At 39.4% G+C, this 23,484-nt stretch carries 16 protein-coding genes; 10 read left to right on the top strand and 6 right to left on the bottom strand.

Going from position 1 to position 23,484, the window contains the following annotated elements:
• Positions 1 to 22: 22 nt before the first annotated feature.
• Positions 23 to 1,078 (top strand): SGNH/GDSL hydrolase family protein, encoded by a 1,056-nt coding sequence (locus tag HWQ39_RS29610; protein WP_292853371.1) that lies wholly within the window; start codon positions 23 to 25, stop codon positions 1,076 to 1,078.
• A 65-nt stretch (positions 1,079 to 1,143) separates the two neighbouring features.
• Positions 1,144 to 1,500, top strand: a complete 357-nt coding sequence (locus tag HWQ39_RS29605; protein WP_292853411.1) for a DUF4864 domain-containing protein — start codon at positions 1,144 to 1,146, stop codon at positions 1,498 to 1,500.
• 25 nt (positions 1,501 to 1,525) lie between these two features.
• Here HWQ39_RS29605 and larE read toward each other — a convergent pair whose 3' ends face one another.
• The gene (gene larE, locus HWQ39_RS29600; protein WP_292853409.1) at positions 1,526 to 2,353 is read right to left on the bottom strand and encodes an ATP-dependent sacrificial sulfur transferase LarE; all 828 of its coding nucleotides are present in this window, start codon (positions 2,351 to 2,353) and stop codon (positions 1,526 to 1,528) included.
• Positions 2,354 to 2,507: 154 nt separating this feature from the next.
• A complete protein-coding gene (gene hrmK, locus HWQ39_RS29595) occupies positions 2,508 to 4,352 on the bottom strand; it encodes a hybrid histidine kinase/response regulator HrmK (protein WP_292853369.1) in 1,845 nt (614 codons plus the stop codon).
• 205 nt (positions 4,353 to 4,557) lie between these two features.
• Between hrmK and HWQ39_RS29590 the strand changes: the two genes are divergently transcribed.
• On the top strand, positions 4,558 to 5,424 hold the full coding sequence (locus tag HWQ39_RS29590) for a branched-chain amino acid ABC transporter permease (RefSeq protein WP_292853367.1): 867 nt from the start codon (positions 4,558 to 4,560) through the stop codon (positions 5,422 to 5,424).
• A gap of 21 nt (positions 5,425 to 5,445) precedes the next feature.
• On the opposite strand, the gene HWQ39_RS29585 is transcribed toward HWQ39_RS29590, so the two are convergent.
• Entirely contained in the window at positions 5,446 to 5,583 is a 138-nt protein-coding gene (locus tag HWQ39_RS29585) for a photosystem I protein PsaX (RefSeq protein ID WP_292853365.1), read from the bottom strand.
• A gap of 134 nt (positions 5,584 to 5,717) precedes the next feature.
• Positions 5,718 to 6,659 carry a lipoyl synthase gene (gene lipA, locus HWQ39_RS29580; RefSeq protein WP_292853363.1) on the bottom strand — a complete coding sequence of 314 codons (942 nt, stop codon included), beginning with the start codon at positions 6,657 to 6,659 and terminating at the stop codon, positions 5,718 to 5,720.
• A gap of 234 nt (positions 6,660 to 6,893) precedes the next feature.
• Between lipA and HWQ39_RS29575 the strand changes: the two genes are divergently transcribed.
• A complete protein-coding gene (locus tag HWQ39_RS29575) occupies positions 6,894 to 7,544 on the top strand; it encodes a response regulator (protein WP_292853361.1) in 651 nt (216 codons plus the stop codon).
• 460 nt (positions 7,545 to 8,004) lie between these two features.
• The gene (locus tag HWQ39_RS29570) at positions 8,005 to 13,677 is read left to right on the top strand and encodes an ATP-binding sensor histidine kinase (protein WP_292853359.1); all 5,673 of its coding nucleotides are present in this window, start codon (positions 8,005 to 8,007) and stop codon (positions 13,675 to 13,677) included.
• 243 nt (positions 13,678 to 13,920) lie between these two features.
• Here HWQ39_RS29570 and HWQ39_RS29565 read toward each other — a convergent pair whose 3' ends face one another.
• Together HWQ39_RS29565 and HWQ39_RS29560 are read right to left on the bottom strand one after the other, a co-directional pair.
• Entirely contained in the window at positions 13,921 to 15,312 is a 1,392-nt protein-coding gene (locus HWQ39_RS29565; protein WP_292853357.1) for a cytochrome P450, read from the bottom strand.
• Positions 15,313 to 15,556: 244 nt separating this feature from the next.
• Positions 15,557 to 16,528, bottom strand: coding sequence for a terpene synthase family protein (locus tag HWQ39_RS29560; protein ID WP_292853355.1), 972 nt, complete (start codon positions 16,526 to 16,528; stop codon positions 15,557 to 15,559).
• A 615-nt stretch (positions 16,529 to 17,143) separates the two neighbouring features.
• On the opposite strand from HWQ39_RS29560, the gene HWQ39_RS29555 reads away from it, so the two are divergent.
• The 5 genes from HWQ39_RS29555 (at position 17,144) to HWQ39_RS29535 (ending at position 23,190) form a co-directional block, all read left to right on the top strand.
• Positions 17,144 to 18,445: a response regulator gene (locus HWQ39_RS29555; RefSeq protein ID WP_292853353.1), complete on the top strand. Its 1,302-nt coding sequence runs from the start codon at positions 17,144 to 17,146 to the stop codon at positions 18,443 to 18,445.
• A gap of 42 nt (positions 18,446 to 18,487) precedes the next feature.
• Positions 18,488 to 19,639, top strand: coding sequence for an FIST N-terminal domain-containing protein (locus HWQ39_RS29550; protein ID WP_292853351.1), 1,152 nt, complete (start codon positions 18,488 to 18,490; stop codon positions 19,637 to 19,639).
• A 6-nt stretch (positions 19,640 to 19,645) separates the two neighbouring features.
• Positions 19,646 to 20,689 (top strand): ATP-binding protein, encoded by a 1,044-nt coding sequence (locus HWQ39_RS29545; RefSeq protein WP_292853407.1) that lies wholly within the window; start codon positions 19,646 to 19,648, stop codon positions 20,687 to 20,689.
• A gap of 485 nt (positions 20,690 to 21,174) precedes the next feature.
• The gene (locus HWQ39_RS29540) at positions 21,175 to 21,717 is read left to right on the top strand and encodes a methanogen output domain 1-containing protein (RefSeq protein WP_292853349.1); all 543 of its coding nucleotides are present in this window, start codon (positions 21,175 to 21,177) and stop codon (positions 21,715 to 21,717) included.
• Between the two features lie 84 nt (positions 21,718 to 21,801).
• Positions 21,802 to 23,190: an ATP-binding protein gene (locus tag HWQ39_RS29535; protein ID WP_292853347.1), complete on the top strand. Its 1,389-nt coding sequence runs from the start codon at positions 21,802 to 21,804 to the stop codon at positions 23,188 to 23,190.
• The last annotated feature ends 294 nt before the right edge of the window (positions 23,191 to 23,484 follow it).

The raw sequence follows: 23,484 nt of genomic DNA, 5'->3' as shown, positions 1-23,484 counted from the left end.
TGAGTAGAGGAGAGAGAAAGCGATGAGGGACCCTTATCTGTTGGCAGCAGGCTTGTTAACAGGATTAGCAATACCAGCATCGGCTCTTCCACATCTGTCCGTTGTCCTGCCAGAAAATTCTAGATTCCTGTGGGATTTAAAACAGGGTTCGCAGGCAATAGTCAGTACAAAAATTATCAAGAATGTTGATCTCTCTTTACCAGAACTGAGCGGCCAAGCGTTCCAACCCTTAAAAACTTCGCAGCTATCAGAAGGTGAGAAAAACATCCCTAGCGTACCAGAATTCGGCAGTCCGGGATTACCAACCCCAACAGAGTCATCACTTAACCCCAGCACCCAAGCAACTACCCTCTTATTGACATCTGGGAATCAACTTTACTACCAAAGATTGGCGGCTCTGAAAACAGGTCAGATTTATACACGCGTAGATAGTGATAATTTGCAATCATTGTGGGAGTCGATCAAGAAACGTCAACTAACTTATGACGACTGGAAAAGTTTACTAGCTTTAGAAGCGAGAGCGATCGCTCAAGGTCAAGGCCCAAATCATCTAAGTATCTTAGTTGGTGATTCTTTGAGCATGTGGTTTCCGAGAGAAAAACTGCCTGCTGGTAAATTGTGGCTGAATCAAGGCATATCTGGAGATACCTCTAGTGGCGTTTTAAAAAGATTGGGGGCATTTTCGGCAACACGACCAGATGTAATTTACATCATGGCTGGGATTAACGACTTAAGAAAAGGTGCTAGTGATGAAACAATTTTGCGTAATTATCGCCGGATTGTCAGGCGTTTACGACAGGCTCACCCTCATGCTCAAATTATTGTCCAATCAATTTTACCTACTCGTCTGCCAAACATTGCCAATAGCCGCATTCGTCACATCAACATCCAACTAACCGTGATTGCCAAACAAGAAGGTGCTAATTATCTAAATATTTATAGCTCGTTTACCGATATGGAAGGCAATTTGCGCCCAGAGTTAACCACAGATGGGTTGCACTTGTCTCAAGAGGGATATGACGTGTGGCGAACGGCACTACAGCAGATAGAATACAAGCTCACTCAGCGTGAGAAGTGAGCGATCGCTTTGCCGAGATTAGAGCGATATCTACGACAGGCTGTGCCTACGCAATTTTTAAATTTATGGAAGTTACTGATACAGATGCCATCAACATACGTTCTGTAATTGAATACCAATTGGCAGCTTTTAAAAAAGATGACGCTCAAGGCGCTTTTACCTTCGCTAGTCCGGCAATTCAGGCGCAATTCGGAACCGCAGAACATTTTATGCTTATGGTAAAAACAAGCTATCCAGCAGTATACCGCCCTCGTTCTGTCTTTTTCGAGAAAATAACAACCATCCAGGGAAACATCACTCAACCACTGCTGCTACTTGCTCCTGATGGAGTTCCCTTAAGGGCTTTATATTTTATGGAAAAACAGCCCGATTATATCTGGAGGATTAACGGTTGCTTTCTAGTTTCTCTAGAAGGTAAATAAATTCTATCTTTATACAACCAAAATTTTATACTTTAACGCCCAAGGCTTCCCGATTTAAAACCTGATTCAACTTACCGCTACGATAACCTTCTAAATCTAAGGTTACATAGATAAACCCAAAATCTTGAAATGCTGAAACTAATGTTTGTAAATCGTTAGTTAATACAAACTCTTTAATTTGCTCTGGTGGTAATTCAATACGTGCTGTATCACCTTCCGATCGCACTCGCAAATTCTGCCAACCTAGTTTTCGGAGATAAATTTCTCCTCTACCGACTCGTTGCAACTTAGCCACAGTAATCTCTTCACCGTAAGGAAAGCGGGAACTGAGACAGGGTTGAGCAGGTTTATCCCACCAAGGTAAACCGAGTTGTTGCGAAAGTTGGCGAACTTCTATTTTAGTGACACCCACTTCTGCTAAAGGCGATCGCGCCCCTCTTTCTTTAGCCGCCTGAATTCCTGGGCGATAATCATGCAAATCATCGGCATTTACCCCATCCACGACATAAGGATAACCCAACTCTAAAGCTAAAGGTTTGAGAGTGTCGTGCAACTCACTTTTGCAAAAATAACAGCGATTAACAGGGTTAGAAGTGTAATTGGGATTTTCCATCTCGTGAGTCTGGACAATTTTATGAGGAATCCCAATTGTTGCAGCTTGAATTTTCGCGTCTTCTAACTCTTCTGGTAATAGCGAAGGAGAAACAGCCGTGACAGCCAAAGCGCGATCGCCCAAGACATCATAGGCAATTTTGGCAACCAAAGTGCTATCAACGCCCCCAGAGTAGGCAATCAACGCCTGCTCCATCTCTTGAAATAAGGCTCTTAATTGCTCAAATTTTTCTGTCAGCATCATTTCCTAATCCTGCCAAAACCCTATAGCACCCAACAATTTATATTGTAGTCATTAGTTATGGGGCATTGGGCATTGAAAAGAGGCAAAGGGGCGGGGAGCAGGGAGCGGAGGGGAAAACTCTTCTTTCTTGCTCCCTGCTCCCCTTGCTCCCTCACTCCCCATCAAGCGAAGTTGGTGCTTTACTGTACTTGGCTACCAGACTGGCTAAAAGTGGTAAATCAATCGGTTTAGAAATATAGTCATTTACTCCAGCGGCTAGACAAGTTTCGCGATCGCCTTTCATCGCCATTGCTGTTTGAACAATTACCGGAATCGTCCGATATTGCTCATGTTCTCGCAGTTGTTGCACTAAGCTCAGACCATTTCCATCTGTTAAACAAACATCCATTAAAATCACCGCCGGCTCTAACCCAGTTAGAGTTTCCCACATCTCGCTAGCATTCTGAACCCAAGTCACCTGATATCCCAATTTACGTAGGTAAATTTGCATCAAATCAGCATTTGGTAAATCATTTTCTACCAACAAAATCTCTACAGAGGAACTAGGTGTGAAATGCAGAGGAAATGAAGAAAATTTTGCTCTCTCATCCACTTCATCTCCCCCATCTTTCTCCACTCCCAGTTCTTGCTTAAAGGGAAGTACCAGGGTAAAACGGGAGCCGCGATTTACTTCAGATTCCACTTTCACAGAACCACCGTGAATTTGGGCAAGTTTCTGAGTCACTGCTAAACCTAAACCAGTACCTTCAACACCACCTGCTACGGCCTTGGCAATTTGGAAATAGGGTTCAAACAGTTGAACTTGGTCTTCTTGGGAAATGCCACTGCCTGTATCCCACACTGTAAAATGCACAAATACACCTTTAGGAGCAACCCGTAAGCCAACACTTCCTTCACTGGTAAACTTTAGAGCGTTGAAGATTAAATTCAACAGCATTTGCTTGAGTCGTAAGGCGTCGGCTACTAAAGTTGTAATATCGGGTTCAAGTTCTAAGCACAGTTTTAAACCCTTATTAGCGGCTTTCTCTTTCACTAGTGCCAAAACATTGCTACACAGCAGTGGCACATCTATTATTTCCCACTGTACTTCTAGCTGATTTGCTTCAATTTTAGAGAGATCCAAAATGTCATTAATCAGAGCTAGCAAGTGCTTGCCGCTAGACTGAATGATATTTAAATACTCTTGCTGGCGTTCTCTAGTTGGTTCGTACCCTGGTGCTAAAAGCAGGTGGGTAAACCCAATAATAGAACTAAGCGGTGTGCGAATTTCGTGGCTGGTATTTGCCAAAAACTGATTTTTGAGTTGATTAGTACGCTCCAATTCTTGATTAGAGTTGCTTAAGTGTTGATACCGTTGCGACCAAGACAGGATATGTCTAAGTTGTAGCAAAGCTGTAGTACAGTACTTAGCAGACCTTGCCATCAATTGCGATCTGAGTTGAGCTTGTGGTTTAATCGGCGATTGACGCTCAGAGCTTAGGGACGCTGTGGCAATAATTAGCCAGCCCATAACATTACCAGAGTCATCAGCTAACCGCCAAGCGCTCTGTGGTTGTTGATTCTCAAGCTGTTGCAAATCTTCAAGTTTTATGACTTCTTGCAATCTCAACAGCAGCTTTTTTTCTGCTGTCAGCACTTCTACAAATAAAGGTTGTGAGTTTGGGGATGGAGAACGAGAAACATAGCAAACTGTGGCAACGGTTTCTTGTGGTTGAAACAACGCAATGCCTACGGCACAATCTGTAAGTGCCAAATTACTGCTGTGAACAGCACTGTTAATTTCGTTAACCACAGCTTGGAAAATTTCTGCTTGTGCGGCTCCTGCCTGTGGGGCAGTGTTACAAGCAGAAAGTAGGCAATCATTAAGGCGACTTTGCAACTGGTTTAAGCTGCTCTCCAGCCACAGTTGTGCGCGAAGTTGCTCAATTGTTGTCAAAAGTTTTGGCGTTGCATCTATCAGTGAGTTCTGGTCTGGTAAGCTTGAGTACTGCTGCATGGTCAACTAGACCGCTGAACAAATTTAGCTTTGCATAAAAATCCGAATAGGATTTTATGCATATTAGCCGAGAATTCTTTTTTATTTATAAACCATAACTTATGTTGTTATAAACCATAGCTTATGATGCCGAATTTAGCAGCTAGACAAAAAAATTATTTTATGAACCATTAACCTAAAATTTTTTAAAAGCAACTTGAGACTTATGGATACACAATTCGCCCAACTAATGGTTAATGGGATTGCGGTGGGGAGCATTATTGCGCTAGCCGCAGTCGGACTGACTCTTACTTATGGAATTTTACGACTATCAAATTTTGCTCATGGTGACTTTCTCACTTTAGGAGCCTATCTCACCTGGCTGATAAACACCATTGGAGTTAATATTTGGCTGTCGATGATTTTGGCAGCAGTGGGAACAGTTGCAGTAATGCTGTTATCGGAAAAGTTACTGTGGTCAAGGATGCGCTCTATCCGTGCTACTTCCACGACGCTGATTATTATTTCTATCGGACTTGCCTTATTTCTTCGCAATGGGATTATTTTGATTTGGGGTGGCAAGAACCAAAATTATGATTTACCTGTGACACCAGCTTTAGATATTTTGGGTTTAAAGGTACCGCAAAATCAATTATTGGTATTGGGGTTAGCGGTGCTAGCAATTTTGGCGCTGCATTACTTGCTGCAAAATACCAAAATTGGTAAGGCGATGCGAGCAGTTGCCGACGATCTGGACTTAGCCAGGGTTTCAGGTATTAATGTTGACCGAGTAATTTTTTGGACTTGGGTAATTGCTGGCACGCTTACATCATTGGGTGGCAGTATGTATGGGTTAATTACAGCAGTGCGTCCAAATATGGGATGGTTTCTAATATTACCATTATTTGCCTCGGTAATACTTGGTGGCATTGGCAATCCTTACGGTGCGATCGCAGCAGCTTTTATCATTGGCATCGTCCAGGAAATCAGCACTCCTTGGCTGGGTTCGCAGTACAAACAGGGTGTAGCCCTGTTGATCATGATTTTGGTGCTGCTCATTCGTCCCAAAGGTTTATTCAAAGGAACGATTTGAGCAGCACCATTCCACTTCTAATTACTCAATAATGTGGAAATAGTAGGCTGCTACCAGGAAATTAATAGCTAACAAGAACAGCGCCCAGCCTGTGCGAAAGGCGTAGGGAGGTTTAGCTCCACTGTCGGCAACTGGGGAAATCTTACTTTTAGCAGTCATAATTCAATTCTCCTAATGTCAGGACTTTTTAAGAAATACCAAACTGGCGTACCAAATACTCAAATTCTTTAAGAATATTTGTGTGAAGTTAAGAATTGGGCATTGGGAATTGGAAATTGGGCATGGGGCATTGGTTATTTCTTCCCCTGCTCCCTCATCCCTGACTCCCCCACTCCCTCCTCTCCAGCATGATAGGAACTGCGAACCAGAGGCCCAGAACGAACATGGTTGAATCCCATTTTCCATGCTAGTCTGCCAAGCTGATCGAATTCCTCTGGAGTCCAATATTTTTGCACTGGCAAATGTTCTAGGGAAGGACGCATATACTGACCGATAGTCAAGCGATCGCACCCTACAGCCCTTAAATCAGCCATTGCTTCAACGACTTCATCAAGTGTTTCTCCGTGTCCCAGCATCAAACCCGATTTAGTGGGAATGGTCGAATCGATTTCTTTGACCATAGCCAGCACTAACAGGGAGCGATCGTACTTGGCTCCTCGGCGCACTGGCCCTGTTAACCGCCGCACTGTCTCAATATTGTGATTAAAACAAGCTGGTTTGGCTTTCACAATCATCTCTATCCGCTGGCGTTGACCCGATTCCCCAACACCAGCACCACCCCAAAAATCGGGGGTCAGCACTTCAATTTGAGTCTCTGGGTTAAATTGGCGGATAGTCGCGATCGTTTTCACAAAATGCCCTGCACCCTGGTCGGGCAAGTCATCACGGGCTACAGAGGTCAGCACCACATAACGCAATCCCAAAAGCTGCACCGCCTGGGCTACCTTTTCGGGTTCCTCTAAATCAAGAGGCATTGGTGCATGACCTTTATCTACTTGACAGAAAGCACAAGAGCGTGTGCAAGTAGGCCCCATTAGCAAAAAAGTTGCAGTTTTTTGGGCGTAGCACTCTCCACGGTTAGGGCAGCGTCCTTCTTCACAAATCGTGTGAATTTGGCGCTGCTTAATAATGCGTTGTACGGTAGAGATTTCACTGGCTTTGCCAATCGAACGACGTAACCAGCTAGGCATTGCCGTAATTTCAGACTTTAGTTCGGCTTGTTGTGACGAAATCATAGACATCTAAGCAAGATGCGGATATAGATGTAGTGGTTTGTTGATTAAATATCACCATGACACAAATTCAAAAGAGCGCGAGCAAAAGTTTTGCAAAACACCTCTCACAATGTCATTTATACCGAAATATACTATCCCCCAATTGCTAGAAATTTTGTATATAGTGGGAGGATTCTCAAGGGCAATCGGCAAAGCCGCTATTTACACTTATAGTTTCTGTTAGAGCAAACAGTCGTGGCAAGCAACAAGATTTTAGTTATCGATGACACTACAGTTGTCAGGGTAAAAGTACGAGAAATGTTGCCTCCGGGCAATTTTGAGGTACTGGAAGCAAAAGACGGTGTGGAAGGACTAAATTTCATCCTTCAGGAAAAACTCAGCCTAATTATGCTGGATTTCCTGTTGCCTAAAATGAGTGGCTGGGAGGTTTTTCAGAAAGTTCAAGCCGATCCAGAGTTAAGGAAAATTCCTTTGGTGATCATGTCTGGTCGCAAGGAAGAGGTGACTGAAAAAATCACAGAACCCTTTGAATACTTTGAATTTCTGGGCAAACCTTTTGATCAAAAGCAACTAATTAACGCAATTAAGTTAGCTATGACCAAGGCGAAACAGCCGCGCCCAGAACTAGTCGCAGTGGGAGCAGTAGCGGCCGTTAAAAATAGAACAGTTGCAACCTCTAATGTTGCAACTGCTACAGTCGCAGCCCCTAGCGTCGGCAATGTTGCAGTTGCAACTCCTAACGTCACCAATACTGCGGCTGGAGGAGTCTCCGACGCAGAAATTAATGCGTTGAACGAGAAAATTGCCAAAATGCAGGCAGAAATTGATGGTTTGAAAAAACAGCTAACTCAGGTTGTGACTTTTATTAAACAAAAAATCAAGTAGTATTTGCGCTCGTTATTATTATCGCAAAAAATACACCCTCTCTAATAACAGGTGTCCGATTCAAAGCGGGTAAAAATAGTTAGTTCAAAAATACTTATGTTGATGTTGATAAGTCATAATTATCTACTGAGATACAGTTTAACCTCACCCCGATAAAGCTATGCTTTATCTCCCCTTTGCTCACAGAGAGGGATTGGGGTGAGATTTTTATATGTATTTAACTCAATACAGTTCAGAGCAGCCCAAAACACTTGTAGAGACGGCGATTTTTTATCGCGTCTCGAAAACCTAAGTGTATTGGTATTTAACTAGATAAGGAAACGCTTTTAAGATTCAGATATTTAGTAAAAAATTATATTTCCTAATATAAATTAAACAAAAAAATCCTATTTCATGATGAGGATAGTCTTCACACGGGAATAATAAGCCGTAGAAACAATGATTATGAGTATAGTCTGCAATGTTAGTACTATTAGATACATTATATTCCTTCCCTGGCTATCGGATTACCGAGCAAATCTACTCAGGCAGTAAAACCCTAGTTTATCGGGGCATCAGAGAAGAAGACAAAAAATCAGTCGTTCTCAAATTGATGCGGAATGAATATCCTACCTTTGCAGAAATCGCCCAATTCCGAAATCAATATATCATCACCAAAAATCTTGATATTCCTGGCATAGTCAAAACCTATAGCTTAGAAAATTACCGTAACAGCTACGTCTTAGTGATGGAAGATTTTGGCGGCATTCCCCTCCAAGACTGGCGACTGGAGGACAAGGGGAAGAAGGATAACTGGCTTTCTCTCAACGAGTTTTTCCCCATTGCGATTAAAATTGCTTCTACCCTTGAAAGACTGCATCGCGATCGCATTATTCACAAAGACATCAAGCCTGCCAACATCCTCATAAACCCTAGCACAGATGAAATAAAACTCATCGACTTTAGTATTGCCACCCTCCTACCAAGAGAAGTTCAATTTCTCGCCAATACCAATATCTTAGAAGGTACTCTGGCTTACATTTCCCCAGAACAAACCGGCAGGATGAACCGAGGTATCGACTACCGCACTGATTTTTATTCCCTTGGTATCACCTTCTTTCAACTCCTCACCGGACAGTTACCCTTCACCAGCAAAGATCCGACTGAGTTAGTTTACTCTCACATTGCCAAACAACCCCTAAAAGCCAGTCGGATTCACTCTAATATTCCGCTAATTTTGTCTGACATCATCAGCAAGCTCATGGCAAAAAATGCCGAAGACCGCTATCAGAGTGCTTTGGGGTTAAAGCATGACTTAGAGGTGTGCCAAAGCCAGTGGCAAGAAACAGGAAATATTGCACCCTTTGAACTACGTGTGAGAGACATCTCAGATCGTTTCGTAATCCCTGAAAAACTCTACGGTCGCCAAAGTGAAGTTGAAACCCTACTCACAGCTTTTAAGCGCGTAACAGCCGGGGTAACAGAAATGATATTAGTCGCGGGTTTCTCTGGCATTGGCAAAACTGCTGTGGTCAATGAAGTCCATAAACCTATTGTGCGGCAGCGTAGTTACTTCATCAAAGGAAAATTTGACCAGTTTCAACGCGATATTCCCTTATCAGGATTGGTGCAAGCTTTTCGAGACTTAATCGGGCAACTGCTTTCAGAAAGTGATGTCCAAATTCAACAATGGAAAACTAAAATACTCCGGGAATTGGGTACACAAACTCAGGTGATTATTGATGTAATTCCTGAACTTGAACAGATCGTTGGCAAGCAGCCTCCAGTTAGAGAAATTTCTGGCAGTGCTAATCAAAATCGGTTCAATTTATTGTTTCAAAAATTTATCCAAATCTTCACAATGAAAGAACGCCCTCTAGTTATATTTCTTGATGACTTGCAATGGGCAGATACAGCTTCTCTAAAATTAATCCAGTTATTAATATGTCAAGATACGTTGTCTTCTCTATCAGAAGATACAGAACAATTGGATGAAAACCAGGGTGGTTTATTGCTAATTGGTTCCTATCGAGATAACGAAGTTTCCAAGGCACATCCACTATATTTAACACTACATGAGATTAAACAAGCAGCAGTAAATATTAATACGATCACCTTAGCACCTTTAAATCAGGGTGATTTAAATCATCTCATTGCTGATACCCTTCATTGTACTGAAGTCGCTGCGGTTCCTCTCACCCAGATGGTGTTTGCCAAAACTAAAGGCAACCCCTTCTTTTCCGTTCAATTTCTTAAAGCTTTACAGGATGATGGGCTAATTTTCTTAAATCTTGATGTTAATTATTGGCAGTATAATATTTTAAAAGTCAAAGAATTAGCTCTCACAGATGATGTCGTAGAATTTATCGCTCTGCAAATAGAAAAATTGCCAATACATACCCAAAAAGTTCTGAAACTGGCTGCCTGTATTGGAAATCAATTTGACTTAAAAACTCTAGCGATCGTCAATGAAAAATCTGTAGTAGATACAGCATCAGACTTGTGGCAAGCATTACTTGATGGGCTAGTTTTACCACAGACTGAAAATTACAACATATTTTCAAAAGATGATGATAATGAATTTCTTAATCATAGAATAGAATCTACGCAATTTTCAATTTCTAATTTACAGCTACCTAAATATAAATTCGTACATGACCGAGTGCAGCAAGCTGCTTATTCTTTAATTCCCGAAGAACAAAAAAAGCAAATTCACTTAAAAATTGGGCTACTGTTATTGAACAATATTCCAGTTGCCGAAAAGGAAGAAAAGATTTTTGAGGTTGTCAATCAGTTTAATATTGCAGTGGAATTTATCTCTCCTCAAGCTAAACGAGATGAACTAGCTCAGATGAATCTGATTGCTGGACGTAAAGCATTAGCATCAACAGCTTATTCCGCTGCCGTTAAGTATTTAACTATCGGCATCCAACTGCTGGCAAGTAATAGTTGGGAAACGAAACATCATCTCACCCTAGCTTTATATGAGACTGCGACAGAGGCAGCCTACCTGGCTGGTAACTTTGAACAGATGGAGGAATTAGCAGAGGTGGTGTTGGTACGTAAACCACTGCTAGAAAAAGTAAAAGTTTATGAAGTCAAAATTCAGGCTTATGGGGCACAGAACAAGGCATTGGAGGCCGTAAATACCGCCCTAACCTTTTTGAAACTTTTGGGAGTAGAGTTTCCTGAACATCCAAGCCAGTCTGATATTCAGTCAGCAATGTCAGAATTAACATCAAATATCAACGGTAGGCCCATTGAAGATTTAATTAATCTACCGGAAATGACAGAGTTCCAACCGCTGGCAATAATGCGTATACTATCAACTTCAACTTCTATTACCTATGCAGTTGCTCCTAAACTTTTTCCGCTGATTATTCTAAAGCAAATCGAATTATCGCTCGAATATGGTAATGCTCCCTTATCTGCTTTTGGCTATAGTTATTATGGATTAATACTCAGCGGATTAGTAGGAGATATTGAGTCTGGGTATCAATTTGGTAAACTCGCTGCTAGTCTAGTGGATAAGCTGAATGCTAAAGATGTTAAAGCTAAGATCATGCTGGGATTTAATACAACTATTCGGCATTGGAAGAAACATACCAAAGAAGTATTAGAACCTTTATTAGAAGGTTATTATGCTGGACTAGAAATAGGAGACTTAGAATATGCAGCTTATTATCTCCATTCTTATTCCTACTCTTCATATTTCATTGGTAAAGAACTGACAGAGCTAGAGCGGGAGATGGCAACTTACAGCAATGTCATCAGACAAATCAACCAACAAACAGTATTTAACTGGATTACCATTTACCAACAAAGTGTTTTAAACTTATTAGGAAACGTAGAAAATCCTTGTCATTTATGTGGTGAAGCTTACGATGAAGAAAAAATGCTGCCACTTTACCTTGACGCTAATGATGTCATGGGAATTTTCTATTTATATGTAAGTAAATTACATCTCTGCTACCTATTTCAGGAATATCCTTCCGCCTTAGAAAATGCTAATTTAGCAGAACAGTATTTACAAGGTGGAATAGGACAGCTAGTGACTCCTCTTTTCTACTTATATGATTCACTAACACGACTAGCAGTATACCTTGAAGCATCGGATTCTGAGCAAAAGTGTATTCTGAATAAAGTTCAAGTAAATCAGCAAAAAATGGAGCATTGGGCAAATCATGCTCCGATGAATTATTTACACAAATATTATCTTGTAAAGGCTGAACAGTATCGAGTTGGTGGTCAATATCTGGAAGCAATGGAATTCTACGATCGCGCCATTTTCCTTGCCAAAGAAAATGAGTATATTAATGAAGAAGCCCTCGCTCAAGAACTTACCGCCAAATTCTATTTAGAATGGGGTAAACATAAGATTGCCCAAACCTATCTAACAGATGCTTACTATAGCTATGTTCGTTGGGGAGCGTTAGCCAAAGTTGGCGATTTGGCAAAACGCTATCCCCAATTACTGGCTCCTATATTGCAGCAAGAAAAACTGAGTATCTATTCCAGCGAGGAAAGCACTTCTTTACATAACACATCTATATCATTTTTATCTACCCTGAGTAATCAACAAACTGTTATTGCCTCGAAGATAAGTATTTCTGATTCTCTGGATTTAGCCGCATTCATTAAGGCATCTCAAGCACTCTCTGGCGAAATCGAGCTTGAGCGATTACTTTCTACTTTGATGGAAGTTGTGATGGAGAATGCAGGGGCTTCTAAATGCGCTTTAATTTTGAGCGAAGGTGATAACTTAGCATTAACTGTTACAGCGGTTTCTTCAAGTTCAAATTTTGACCATACCTACACAGAGTTTCCATCAACTTCTTTGGAGTCCAGCTACGATGTTCCAATTACTTTGATTAACTATGTTAAACGCTCCAGAGAAATTTTGGTTATTGATGATGCAATGACTGTTTCCTTTTTAGCAGGTGATAGCTACATTCTGAGTGAAGAACCTAAGAGTTTGTTGGCTATACCTCTTCTAAATCAAGGTAAATTGATTGGGATTATTTATCTAGAAAATAATTTGACGATAGGAGCATTTACACGCGATCGCATAGAAGTACTCAAACTCTTCACCACTCAAGCAGCAATATCCCTAGAAAATGCTATCCTCTACAAAAATTTGGCACAAGCTAAAGAAAGCTTGGAGGAATACAACCATACTTTAGAAGAGAAAGTCCACGAGAGAACACAGGAACTCAACGACAAAAATTACTCTTTACAACAAACTCTACAAGAATTACAACGTACCCAAATCCAATTAATTCAAAGTGAAAAAATGTCTTCTTTAGGACAAATGGTAGCAGGAGTTGCTCATGAAATCAATAACCCTATTAACTTTATTCATGGCAATATTGATCATGCTAGTGAGTACGTCCAAGACTTGCTGGATTTGGTAGTTATTTATCAGCAAGAATATCCTCATCCTTCGCCTTTAGTTGAGGAAAAATATAAGGAAATTGACATAGACTTTCTCACAGAAGACTTACCAAAGATTCTAGATTCAATGAAAATGGGAAGTTTACGTATCCGAAATATTGTTTTGGGCTTACGCAACTTTTCTCGTCTAGATGAATCTGAGATGAAGCCTGTAGATGTTCATGAGGGAATAGACAGTACCTTAATGATTTTACAACACCGAATTCAAGAAAAGAACAATTTTCCCGAAATTCGAGTCATCAAAGAATACGGAAAATTACCAGAAGTTATGTGTTACCCTGGTCAATTAAATCAGGTGCTTATGAATATTCTGAGTAATGCGATTGATGCTTTAGAAGAATCATTTGTCATTGGCGATCCATCACTGGTAAATAATAAAGAACAAATAACAAGAGACATAGACGCATCGGCGGTTTCTGATAGGGTAGGACAAATTCATATCTTTACTGAACTAACAGATTCTAATACGGCGATAATTCGGATTGCTGATAACGGTTCGGGTATGACCAAAGCGGTGCAGCAAAAAATATTTGACCCATTTTTTACTACTAAATCGATAGGAAGTGGCACAGGGTTAGGGTTGTCGATTAGCTATCAGATTATTGTGGATAAACACAAGGGTCGTTTAACCTGTAATTCCACATTAGGAAAAGGGACTGAGTTCGTGATTGAGATCCCAATGCAACAGTCAGATATCTAAACTAGTAGTCTGACGAACGCAAGTGCATGTCTACGACACGTAATCGCAAAAACTGCGCTGTTTATGTGATTACTTCTCTACGAGACGCTACGCGAACGCTCCGTTATCAGTGCGCTCGTAATGACAATTTAAGGAGTCTATAAGGCCTGAAACGCTTTCAGATAGTACTTGTCTGTACACTGTAGCCTTACTAAGGTGTGGGGTATTAGGGACTTTTGCAAGAGGTCTTTAGTTGACAAAGTTTTAGGATACGGATGTAGTTGTCAGATTCGCTAAAGACTCTTGACGCGCACGCCGTCCTGTAATTACCATATTCACTCCACTAGAAGGCGCAAGGTTAAAGCCCCGACGCTGAGGTTTCTCTGCCCGCTGATCAACTAGCGCCAAGTTATAACGTGACAAAACGGTTGCAAATACTAGCTTCATTTCAAATTGAGCCAAAGCTTGGCCAATACAACGACGGACACCACCACCAAAGGGCAGGAATTCATAGGGAGAAAATTGACGTTCAATAAAGCGCTCTGGTTTAAATTGCTTAGACTGGGGATATAAATCCTCTCGGTGATGAGTGAGATAAATACTGGGAAGCAGTACAGTTCCTGGCTCTAAAGTATGTCCCAATAATTCAACAGATTCTTGCACTACCCTGGGAAACGAAAACATTGTCACGGGGTAAATTCGCAAGGTTTCATTACAAATAGCGGTGAGATATGGCAGTTGGTAAATGCTCATCGGATCTGGGAAATCACCAAGAGTGTCTAGTTCTTGGAGCAGTTTTTCCAGGACTAGAGGATTTTGGTGAATCCAGTAGAATCCCCAAGACATTGCCGATGCTGTAGTATCATAACCTGCAAGTATTAGAGTTATTAGCTGATCGTGTAACTCCTGTTCTGTCATCGGTTGGCCTGCTTCATCGCGAGACGATATCAGCAAAGAGAGAATATCGATGCGTTCTGGATCGGGTTTTTGCCGACGTTCGGCAATCTCAGTGTAGAGAAATTGATCAATTTGCTCTCGATCGCGCAGGAACTTCCCCCAAGGACTCCAAGCTCCTAAATCTTGTTGCAAGAATGGAAAAAAGAATAAACTAGAAGTCAAAGGTGACTTGAAAAGGTCTAACAGCAAAGGCAATAGTTGTCTAAGTTTTTGAATTTTTTCTTCCTCATGCAAGCCAAAGATAGCCTGTGAAACGACTTGCAGGGATACCTCCTCTGTTAGATTACGAACTAAAAATGGCTTGTTCAGTGGGAACTTACTAAAAAGTTTTTCAGACACATTACAGATTAGTTGACCATAAGCTTGCATCCGTTCTCCATGAAAAGACGGTGTTACAAGTTGTCGTTGGCGTTTGTGGCGATCACCATCCAGCATCAGGACTGAATAACTTCCCAAAAGCGGCTGCAAAATTTCGTTGAGTTCCCCGACGGCTGTAAACTTTTTTCTATCGTTAGTTAAAATTTCCTCGATTGCTTGAGGATGGTTCACAAACACTACTGTGTCACCAAAACCGATGATATTACCAGTAAAAATATCAGGATATTGCTGGGCTGCATTTTCCATATAGGCCACAGGATCAGTAGCCCATTGAAGCTTTTGTAGTAAAGAGGGGGTTTTGAGAAGATTAGGTAGTTGCATCTAATTTTTTCCTTTGAAATGGTAGTGAACTAATAGTCATTAATTCTTTCTAGCTGCGTAGACAAGGAACAGAAAAAAAGGGATAGATACGTAGTGACTTTTTTTCAAAAATCAAAGATGAGTCCTAGATTACGAGTTTTTTTATTAGGTAATATCCATAACTGAAGCTACTACCTAATAATATACTTCTTTTATAACTCCATATTTCAAACTTGAATGAGTTTCAATATAGAGACATATTTTATTATTTGAATTCTGTTATTTTCAACCTTTCTGAATTCTGATAGCGAAAAGAGTGGGAATACCAATCGAGGTTGCCACGAATCCAACTATGCATACTTGATATATATTTTGCGATATCAACATCTAATTCTTTTCCAAAAGATGGGAGGAATGATTCTAAGCTTAGTAAGGAACGTACCTCTATATCGTGTATTTGCGCCACTTGTTTTGTTGCTTCCTCTAGAGAAATTTGGTTGTGATAATGTAAGACAAATACTAAATTGTGAATATCACCACTTGCTATTTCCCTTGATGCAGAGAATATATCGTTAGACCAGGAAATAATATCAGTTGTAATTAGTTCCAGTTTTTTCACAAGATAGTGATTTCTTAAAACATCGGGAATCATGAACTGATTACAAAATTCAGCTAATGCAAGAACAGCATAAACTCCTACGCTTGACCTACGTATATTAATATAAGTACTCATATCAGGTACAATTCCCTTAGCGCGGTTGTTTGCTTCCTGAACACAACCACAGAAGTAGTCTTTCAAGTAGTTAACAAAGTGCTTAAACCATTTTAAGCTAGCTTTTTGGAGAGTTCTTTCTCGTAAATCAATTAATGCATGACTCAATAGTGTATCCTGACTTATAACTTCTGCACCATTTAATATTTCTAAATATCTTTTGTGAAAATTATTTAATATTTCAGGTTGCTTTTTTAACTCTGATAGATCGCATTGATCATCCCAAATAAACACCCAACTCAGCCAGTCATGTGCAATTTTCAGTTCTTCAAGATTGCTATCAGGATAGGCAGATGCAGCTAAAAAAAAGAATTTAGATTTGCAAAAACGCTTATAAGTTGATTCATCGCTCAGGAGATTGAAACTAAATACCCATTCAAGAGCGTGATTTTCTAGAACATCAACATATTTATTGATGTGGGATGGGAATGGGCAGTATAAATCAGGGTTACTTGATTGATTCATAGAAATGAATTAGTTTAAAGTACCGAAAAAATTGGTCGCATCACCACACAGACAGTAGCTCAATATTTTTCTTTAAAGAGCCTTTGAAAAACTTTTAAAAAATTCATATTTTAAAATGCGCAAGTTTAATTTACGCCACTACATAGTAGTGTGTAAACGCATATAAATATTTCAATAGTTATCTAGATACTTTGATTAAAAAATAAAAGTAGCCAATTCTACGTGTTTTTATTGAGAAAAATGGTTGACTGGCTGAAAAAGTTACCTGTTGGTGCCATAAATGTAATATAACACTACATTTCTGAAAAGACAAGGGTAATAATGACTAATTTCAGGGCGATCGCTTTCATGAAAGAGGATCATCAACTCCGGCAAAAGTAAAGATTGGTGCTGAATGTCTATGCTGTAGCGATCGCCCCACGTATAAGCTATGGGCAATTTAGTGTGAGAATGTTGCTGTTGTAACAATTTTTGGGAACTATAGGATTGTCAGACTAGAAAATTGTTAGTTAGTCCGACAATAAAACAGAGGTGACTTAGCTGCGATCGCTAGACGAATATTGAATAACTAACAAGAAGTTAAATCAATTTAAATACATGAATGAAAAGCCAGATATGAAAATACTTGATAAACCAGAAGATAATCTAATTTTAGTAGTTGATGATACTACTACAAATTTAGAAATTGTCTTTGATATATTAACTAATTTTGGCTTCAAAGTAATTACAGAAAATGATGGTAAGAGGGCAATTGAAATTGTTGAAGATACACTACCCGACTTGATTTTATTAGATGTAATGATGCCAAAAATAGATGGATTTGAAACCTGTAAAATGCTGAAAGCAAATCCAGCTATTTGTGATATACCCGTAATTTTTATGACAGCAAATTCTGATACTGATAGTAAGGTAAAGGGTCTAAATATCGGGGCAGTTGATTACATTACTAAACCCTTTCATGAAGAAGAATTATTAGCTAGAATTAAAACCCATCTTCAATTACGAAATCTTACAAAAACTTTAGAAAAACGAGTTTTAGACAGAACAGCAGCCTTATCCAGAGCATTAAAAGACCTACAAGAGTCTCAACTCCAGCTTGTACAGACAGAAAAAATGTCTGCTCTTGGTCAATTAGTAGCAGGAGTTGCACATGAAATTAATAATCCAGTTGGTTTTATTCATGGCAATCTCGGACATGCTTCAATATATTTTCAAGACATGGTTAACCTGATTGATCTCTATCAAAAGCATTATCCTAATCCGGTTCTAGAAATTCAAGAGGAAATTACAGCAATAGATTTGAAGTATATGCTTTCCGATCTACCAAACTTAATTTCCTCAATGAAAGAGGGTGTCCAGCGCATTCGCAACATTAGTACTAGTCTGAGAACTTTTTCTCGAGCCGATAGCGATCGCAAAGTTTCTTGCAACATTCATGATGGCATAGATAGCACTATCATGATTCTCAAACACCGCTTGAAAGCATCCGAGGATCGTCCTGATATTCAAGTAATTAAAGATTACGATAAATTGCCAGACTTAGAATGCTTTATCGGACAACTAAATCAGGTATTTATGAATTTATTAGCTAATGCTATTGATGCTTTAGAGGAGTCTAATATAGGACGTACTTATATTGAAATTGAAGCAGATCCCAATCAAGTTTTGATTCAGACTCTACTCACTGAAGATAAAAATTATATCTTGATTCGGATTAAAGATAATGGTGTGGGAATGTCGGCTGATATTCAGCAAAAAATCTTTGACCATTTATTTACCACCAAGCCTGTGGCTCAGGGTACAGGATTAGGATTGTCAATTACCCGTCAAATTGTTGTCGAAAAACATGGTGGAACTCTAGAGGTAAATTCAGTACTAGGAAAAGGTTCAGAGTTTATCATCAGGCTTCCCATTTAAAAATCAGAGCAAATCGCGTTCATCAACATAATAAGTAAATTTATGTTTAAGGCAGTAGTAGGTCACAGTAACGATCCAGATTCTCTATCAGCACTTGAAGAAGTTATTCTGCAATGTGCTAGTTCTCTTGCAGGAGATATACCAAAAGCTGGAATTATTTTTGCTGCAATTGGCTTTGAACATGCTCTCATTTTGCAGCAAATTCATCAGGCTTTTCCCGGTATTGAGTTGATTGGTGGAACAACAGATGGAGAAATTTCTTCAGTCTTAGAGTTTCAGCAGGACTCAATCACCTTGATGTTGTTTTGCTCAGACGAAGTTGAAATACATGCAGGAATTGGACGCAAAGTTTCAAGCGATCCAATTACTGCAACTAAACAAGCCGTGGAGCAAGCCAAAGCAAAAAGTACCGCACCCCCAAAGCTATGTTTAACTCATCCAGAGAGCCTCACAACTAGTGGTGTCTCTATATTAAATGGCTTAAAGCTAGCTCTTGGTCAATATATGCCGATATTTGGTGGTTTGGCTGGCGATCAGTCAAGATACCAAAGTACATATCAATTTTTTCAAACAGAAGTATTAAGTGATTCTGTACCAATTCTACTTTTTTCTGGCACAATATTTTTTTCCCATGCTGTTGCAAGTGGTTGGCATCCTATTGGTCAAACAAGCAAAGCTACTAAGGTAGATAAGAACATAGTCTATGAAATAGATGGCAAGCCAGCTTTAGATTTTTATCATCATTATCTAGGTTCGCTTCCTCCTTCAATGGAATATCCATTAGCAGTGTTCGATCAAAATGAAGACAATTTTTATATAAGAGCGCCTATTGCTTATAATCAAGAATCTGGTAGCATCACCTTTTTTGGAGATATTCCCGATCAAGCAGTTATTCAAATTTCAGAAGCAGATCATGAGGATATTTTGGCAGCATCGAAGGCGTCATTCATGAATGCTTTAAATAATTATCCAGGTGCAAAACCAAGTGCTGTTTTGTTTTTTTCATGTGTAGCTCGTCGGCAAATACTTGGCACGAGGGCAAAAGAAGAGTATCAAAACACAAAACTTTATCTGACTGAGTATTTACCTGCCTGTGGATTCTATTCTTATGGAGAGATTGCTCCCATAGATCGAACTAGTCAGACGCAATTCCATAATGAAACTTTTGTAACTTTAATTTTGGGAACTAGGTAAAAAATGATGGAAATATTGGATTATCAACAAGAAATTAGGGAATTAAAAAAAGCGAATAGAATTATCCAAAAAAAATTGGAGCGTTCTGAATCAGATCGGATAAAACTCGAAGATACAAATAAAAAAAAAGAATTCTTGCTAAAAAAAGTGATTGATGAATTAAATGAATATCAATACAAGCTAGAAGAAAGAGGCCATGAACTAGAAACAATGCTTCTTAATCTTCAAATAATGCAAAATAAGATGTCTACTTTGGGAAGTCTTGTCGCAGATGTAGCTCATGAGATTAATAATCCAGTTGGGTTTATAGCAGGTAATCTGACTCCAGCTAAAGAGTATATTCAGAATTTGTTACATCTCATTAACCTCTATCAGCAAACCTATCCTAAACCATCTCAGGAAATTGAAGAAACAATTCAATTAATTGATCTGGAGTATATGCGTGACGATCTACCTAAACTCATTTCCTCAATGAAAGAAGGCACGGATCGTATTTCCAACATTAGCAATAGTCTGCGAACTTTCTCTAGAGCAGATACAGAACAAAAAGTTCTGTTTAATATTCATGAAGGTATTAATAGCACTCTGATGATTCTCAAGCACCGTTTGAAAGCTAATAAAATTCGCCCTGCTATTGAATTAGTTCAAGATTATGGAGAATTACCCCTAGTTGAATGCTTTCCAGGACAGCTAAATCAGGTATTTATGAATCTATTGGCAAATGCTATTGATACTTTAGAAGAGTCTAATTATGGACTGAGTTTTGATGAGATTAAGCTAAATCCTAATCAAATTACTATTCATACTGCCCTAACTAAAGATAACAATGATGTCTCAATTCGAATTCAAGATAGCGGGGTGGGAATATCAGCTGATGTTCAACAAAAAATGTTTGACCATTTATTCACAACTAAACCTGTGGGTAAAGGAACAGGATTAGGATTATCAATTGCTTATCAAATAATTGTCCAAAAACATAAAGGAACTCTAGAAGTAAATTCTGTGTTAGGAGCGGGTTCTGAATTTATAATCACTATTCCTATTTTTTAAAGTAGCAACTATATTAAATATTAAAATTAATTGTAGTAAAAATAAATGTTAAATTTGATCGTAGATCATCACGATATAATAAATAGTTTTTAACGTAGACGTGGAGCGACTTGCTGTAGGCTACCGCATTCGCATTAGTGTCTCCCCTTCGGTGTACACACAAGTCCTTTTCACCCTTTTTAACTCCCCCTTGGTAAGGGGAAGAACCAGATATTCCCCCCTTACCAACGAGGGATTAAGGGGGGTAAATCCAGGATTTGGGCTTCATTACCAAGATGTGTGTACCCCGTCGCTCCCAAAGGGAGAGGCTAACGCCAAGGGAGAAGGATGCAAAGAAAGAGAAGTAAGAGAAGTTTAACTGAACTGTATTGCCTTATGAATAAAAGCAAGCATCAAATTCTCTGAAGAAAGAGATTAAGCGGTTACTTTAGATGTATTTTTGGGAACTCTATAACTATAGTTCCAAGATTATTTCCTCAAAACTTATGAGTAATGCACTTGACCACTCGATAGCTACCCTTAATCTTTCTTTAGAACGCGATATATTTTTACGTACATTAATTAGAGAATTATCTGGCACCTTACAGGATGTAGTTGGCTTAAAAGAAGCTTCTGGATTTATTAGCGTAGTTGGTGAAAGAATGGGTAGGCAGATTGACCAAGATTATAAATCTGCCCTGGAAGTTTCCAGCCTTTCTCGTAAGCAAGTGGCTGATGTCTTGATTGATTTAAAAAAACGAATCCAGGGCGATTTTTATGTCATTGAGCAGAATGATGAAAAAATTGTCTTTGGCAACCGCGTCTGCCCATTTGCCGAAAAAGTACTTAATCGCCCTGCTATGTGTATGATGACTTCAAACGTCTTTGGGACGATCGCAGCTAATAACCTGGGATATGCGAAAGTAGAATTGCAAGACACTATAGCCGAGGGTGCTTCTGGATGTAGAGTTATTGTTTACCTAAAACCTACAGAAGAAGCAGAAGATGCAGAAGGTCGAGAATACTTTCGGGGACTGGAATCTGTTTAAACCCTTAAATACTAAACCAACCCCAGGATATAAACTTGAGTGCAGATATCTAAAGTAGAGTTGAACCCTGAAATTGGAGGCCTTATGACTCCTGAACAATTTCTTGAACTTGCCAGAGTTTTACCAGAACCTTTACTGCTGGTAAGTGGAGAGGGTCAGTTGTTAGCTACCAATCAACCAGTCGCAGATATGCTGGGGTTACGCCGCCAAGAACTGCGGGGAAGAATGCTCTTTGAACTTGTAACTGAGTCTAACAATGATGTTGTAAAGTACCTGCAAGCCTGTTCAAGTAGCAGGGAAATGGTGATTGGCTCTTTGACTTTACGAAAAAATGATGGACAAAACTTAATATGTCGTAGTCAAGGAGCGGTGATTCAACCTTGGTCTGCTGAATCTTCAGCTTTAATTCTCTTACGCTTGGAAAATAGAGTTGTAGCTAGCAGTAATTTTGTTCTTTTGAACGAAAAAATCGATGAGTTAGCCAAGGAAGTGCAAAGACGTAAACAAGCGGAGGAAGCACTTAAGAAAGCTAATCAAGAGCTAGAAGTTCGGGTTGAGGAACGCACAACTGATTTACAAGAAACACTAAACGAACTACAACTTACCCAAACTCAGCTTATCCAAGCTGAGAAAATGTCTAGTTTAGGTCAGATGGTCGCTGGTATTGCCCATGAAATTAATAACCCCGTGAGTTTTATTTATGGGAATCTTCACCACGCCCATAAATATACTCAGGATTTACTAACATTGGTGCAAATTTATCAACAAATTTGTCCAAATATTCCTCCAGAAGTCCAAGCAAAAGTAGAAGAAATAGACTTAGATTTTCTGATTCAAGATATAACTAAACTCTTCGAGTCAATGAAAGTGGGAACAGAACGCATTCAGGAAATTGTTAAATCGCTACGTAACTTTTCCAGACTTGATGAAGCAGAATTTAAGCAAGTTAATATTCACGAGGGAATTGATAGTACTTTAATGATTTTAGAACATCGTCTGCAAGCTAGGCATGAGTACCCAGAAATCAAAGTTATCAAAAAATACAGTCAATTACCCAATGTAACTTGCTACCCTGGTCAACTCAACCAAGTGTTTATGAATATTCTTACTAATGCAATCGATGCCCTAGAGTTATTGGCTAACAATGGTCATTGGTCAGCTGTAAATCCACAAACTACTGACAATGAACAACTCGCAGATAATAATCCTAAAATTCAAATAAAAACTGAGTTAATCGATCAAAAGTGGATAGAGGTTACTATTGCTGATAATGGTTTAGGGATAAATGAACAAGTTCGTTCAAAGCTATTTGATCCTTTTTTCACCACTAAATCTGTGGGTAAAGGTAGTGGACTAGGGCTATATATAAGCTATCAGATTATAGTTGAAAAACATAATGGACAACTTAGCTGTTTTTCTGTTCCAGGAAAAGGTGCAGAATTTGTAATTAAGATACCTGTTAGCTCTGTCTAATATAGCGGTTCTCGTTCACGTGAGGTACACCAGTAGGGGCAATACCCTGCGGTCAGCCGCAACTCTTGGAGACGCTCCGCGTAGCTTGCTTCCCCGCAGGGGTACGTGTCTACATGAATTGCCCCTACACCTTGCGATATAATTTTGTACTGCATTTGAGTTGGAACCGTTATAAAAACGTAATAATTCAGCACTCAAAAGTCAGAAATTATCAGTAATTTAGAATAATTTGTATATTTTAGGACTTACGCATTGACAGAATAACAAAATAGTGAATTCATAAATAAGGGTCGT

It is taken from the genome of Nostoc sp. NMS8 (assembly GCF_017115045.1).
In the GTDB taxonomy this organism is placed as follows: domain Bacteria; phylum Cyanobacteriota; class Cyanobacteriia; order Cyanobacteriales; family Nostocaceae; genus Nostoc.
This window is presented reverse-complemented; position numbering and strand designations above follow the sequence as displayed.

Coding starts and splice junctions, on each gene's coding strand:
- HWQ39_RS29545 (WP_292853407.1), top strand. CDS start 19,646: ATGGAAATATTGGATTATCAACAAGAAATTAGGGAATTAAAAAAAGCG.
- lipA (WP_292853363.1), bottom strand. CDS start 6,659: ATGATTTCGTCACAACAAGCCGAACTAAAGTCTGAAATTACGGCAATG.
- HWQ39_RS29550 (WP_292853351.1), top strand. CDS start 18,488: ATGTTTAAGGCAGTAGTAGGTCACAGTAACGATCCAGATTCTCTATCA.
- HWQ39_RS29605 (WP_292853411.1), top strand. CDS start 1,144: ATGGAAGTTACTGATACAGATGCCATCAACATACGTTCTGTAATTGAA.
- HWQ39_RS29555 (WP_292853353.1), top strand. CDS start 17,144: ATGAAAATACTTGATAAACCAGAAGATAATCTAATTTTAGTAGTTGAT.
- HWQ39_RS29570 (WP_292853359.1), top strand. CDS start 8,005: ATGTTAGTACTATTAGATACATTATATTCCTTCCCTGGCTATCGGATT.
- HWQ39_RS29560 (WP_292853355.1), bottom strand. CDS start 16,528: ATGAATCAATCAAGTAACCCTGATTTATACTGCCCATTCCCATCCCAC.
- hrmK (WP_292853369.1), bottom strand. CDS start 4,352: ATGCAGCAGTACTCAAGCTTACCAGACCAGAACTCACTGATAGATGCA.
- HWQ39_RS29590 (WP_292853367.1), top strand. CDS start 4,558: ATGGATACACAATTCGCCCAACTAATGGTTAATGGGATTGCGGTGGGG.
- larE (WP_292853409.1), bottom strand. CDS start 2,353: ATGCTGACAGAAAAATTTGAGCAATTAAGAGCCTTATTTCAAGAGATG.
- HWQ39_RS29535 (WP_292853347.1), top strand. CDS start 21,802: ATGACTCCTGAACAATTTCTTGAACTTGCCAGAGTTTTACCAGAACCT.
- HWQ39_RS29610 (WP_292853371.1), top strand. CDS start 23: ATGAGGGACCCTTATCTGTTGGCAGCAGGCTTGTTAACAGGATTAGCA.
- HWQ39_RS29585 (WP_292853365.1), bottom strand. CDS start 5,583: ATGACTGCTAAAAGTAAGATTTCCCCAGTTGCCGACAGTGGAGCTAAA.
- HWQ39_RS29540 (WP_292853349.1), top strand. CDS start 21,175: ATGAGTAATGCACTTGACCACTCGATAGCTACCCTTAATCTTTCTTTA.
- HWQ39_RS29565 (WP_292853357.1), bottom strand. CDS start 15,312: ATGCAACTACCTAATCTTCTCAAAACCCCCTCTTTACTACAAAAGCTT.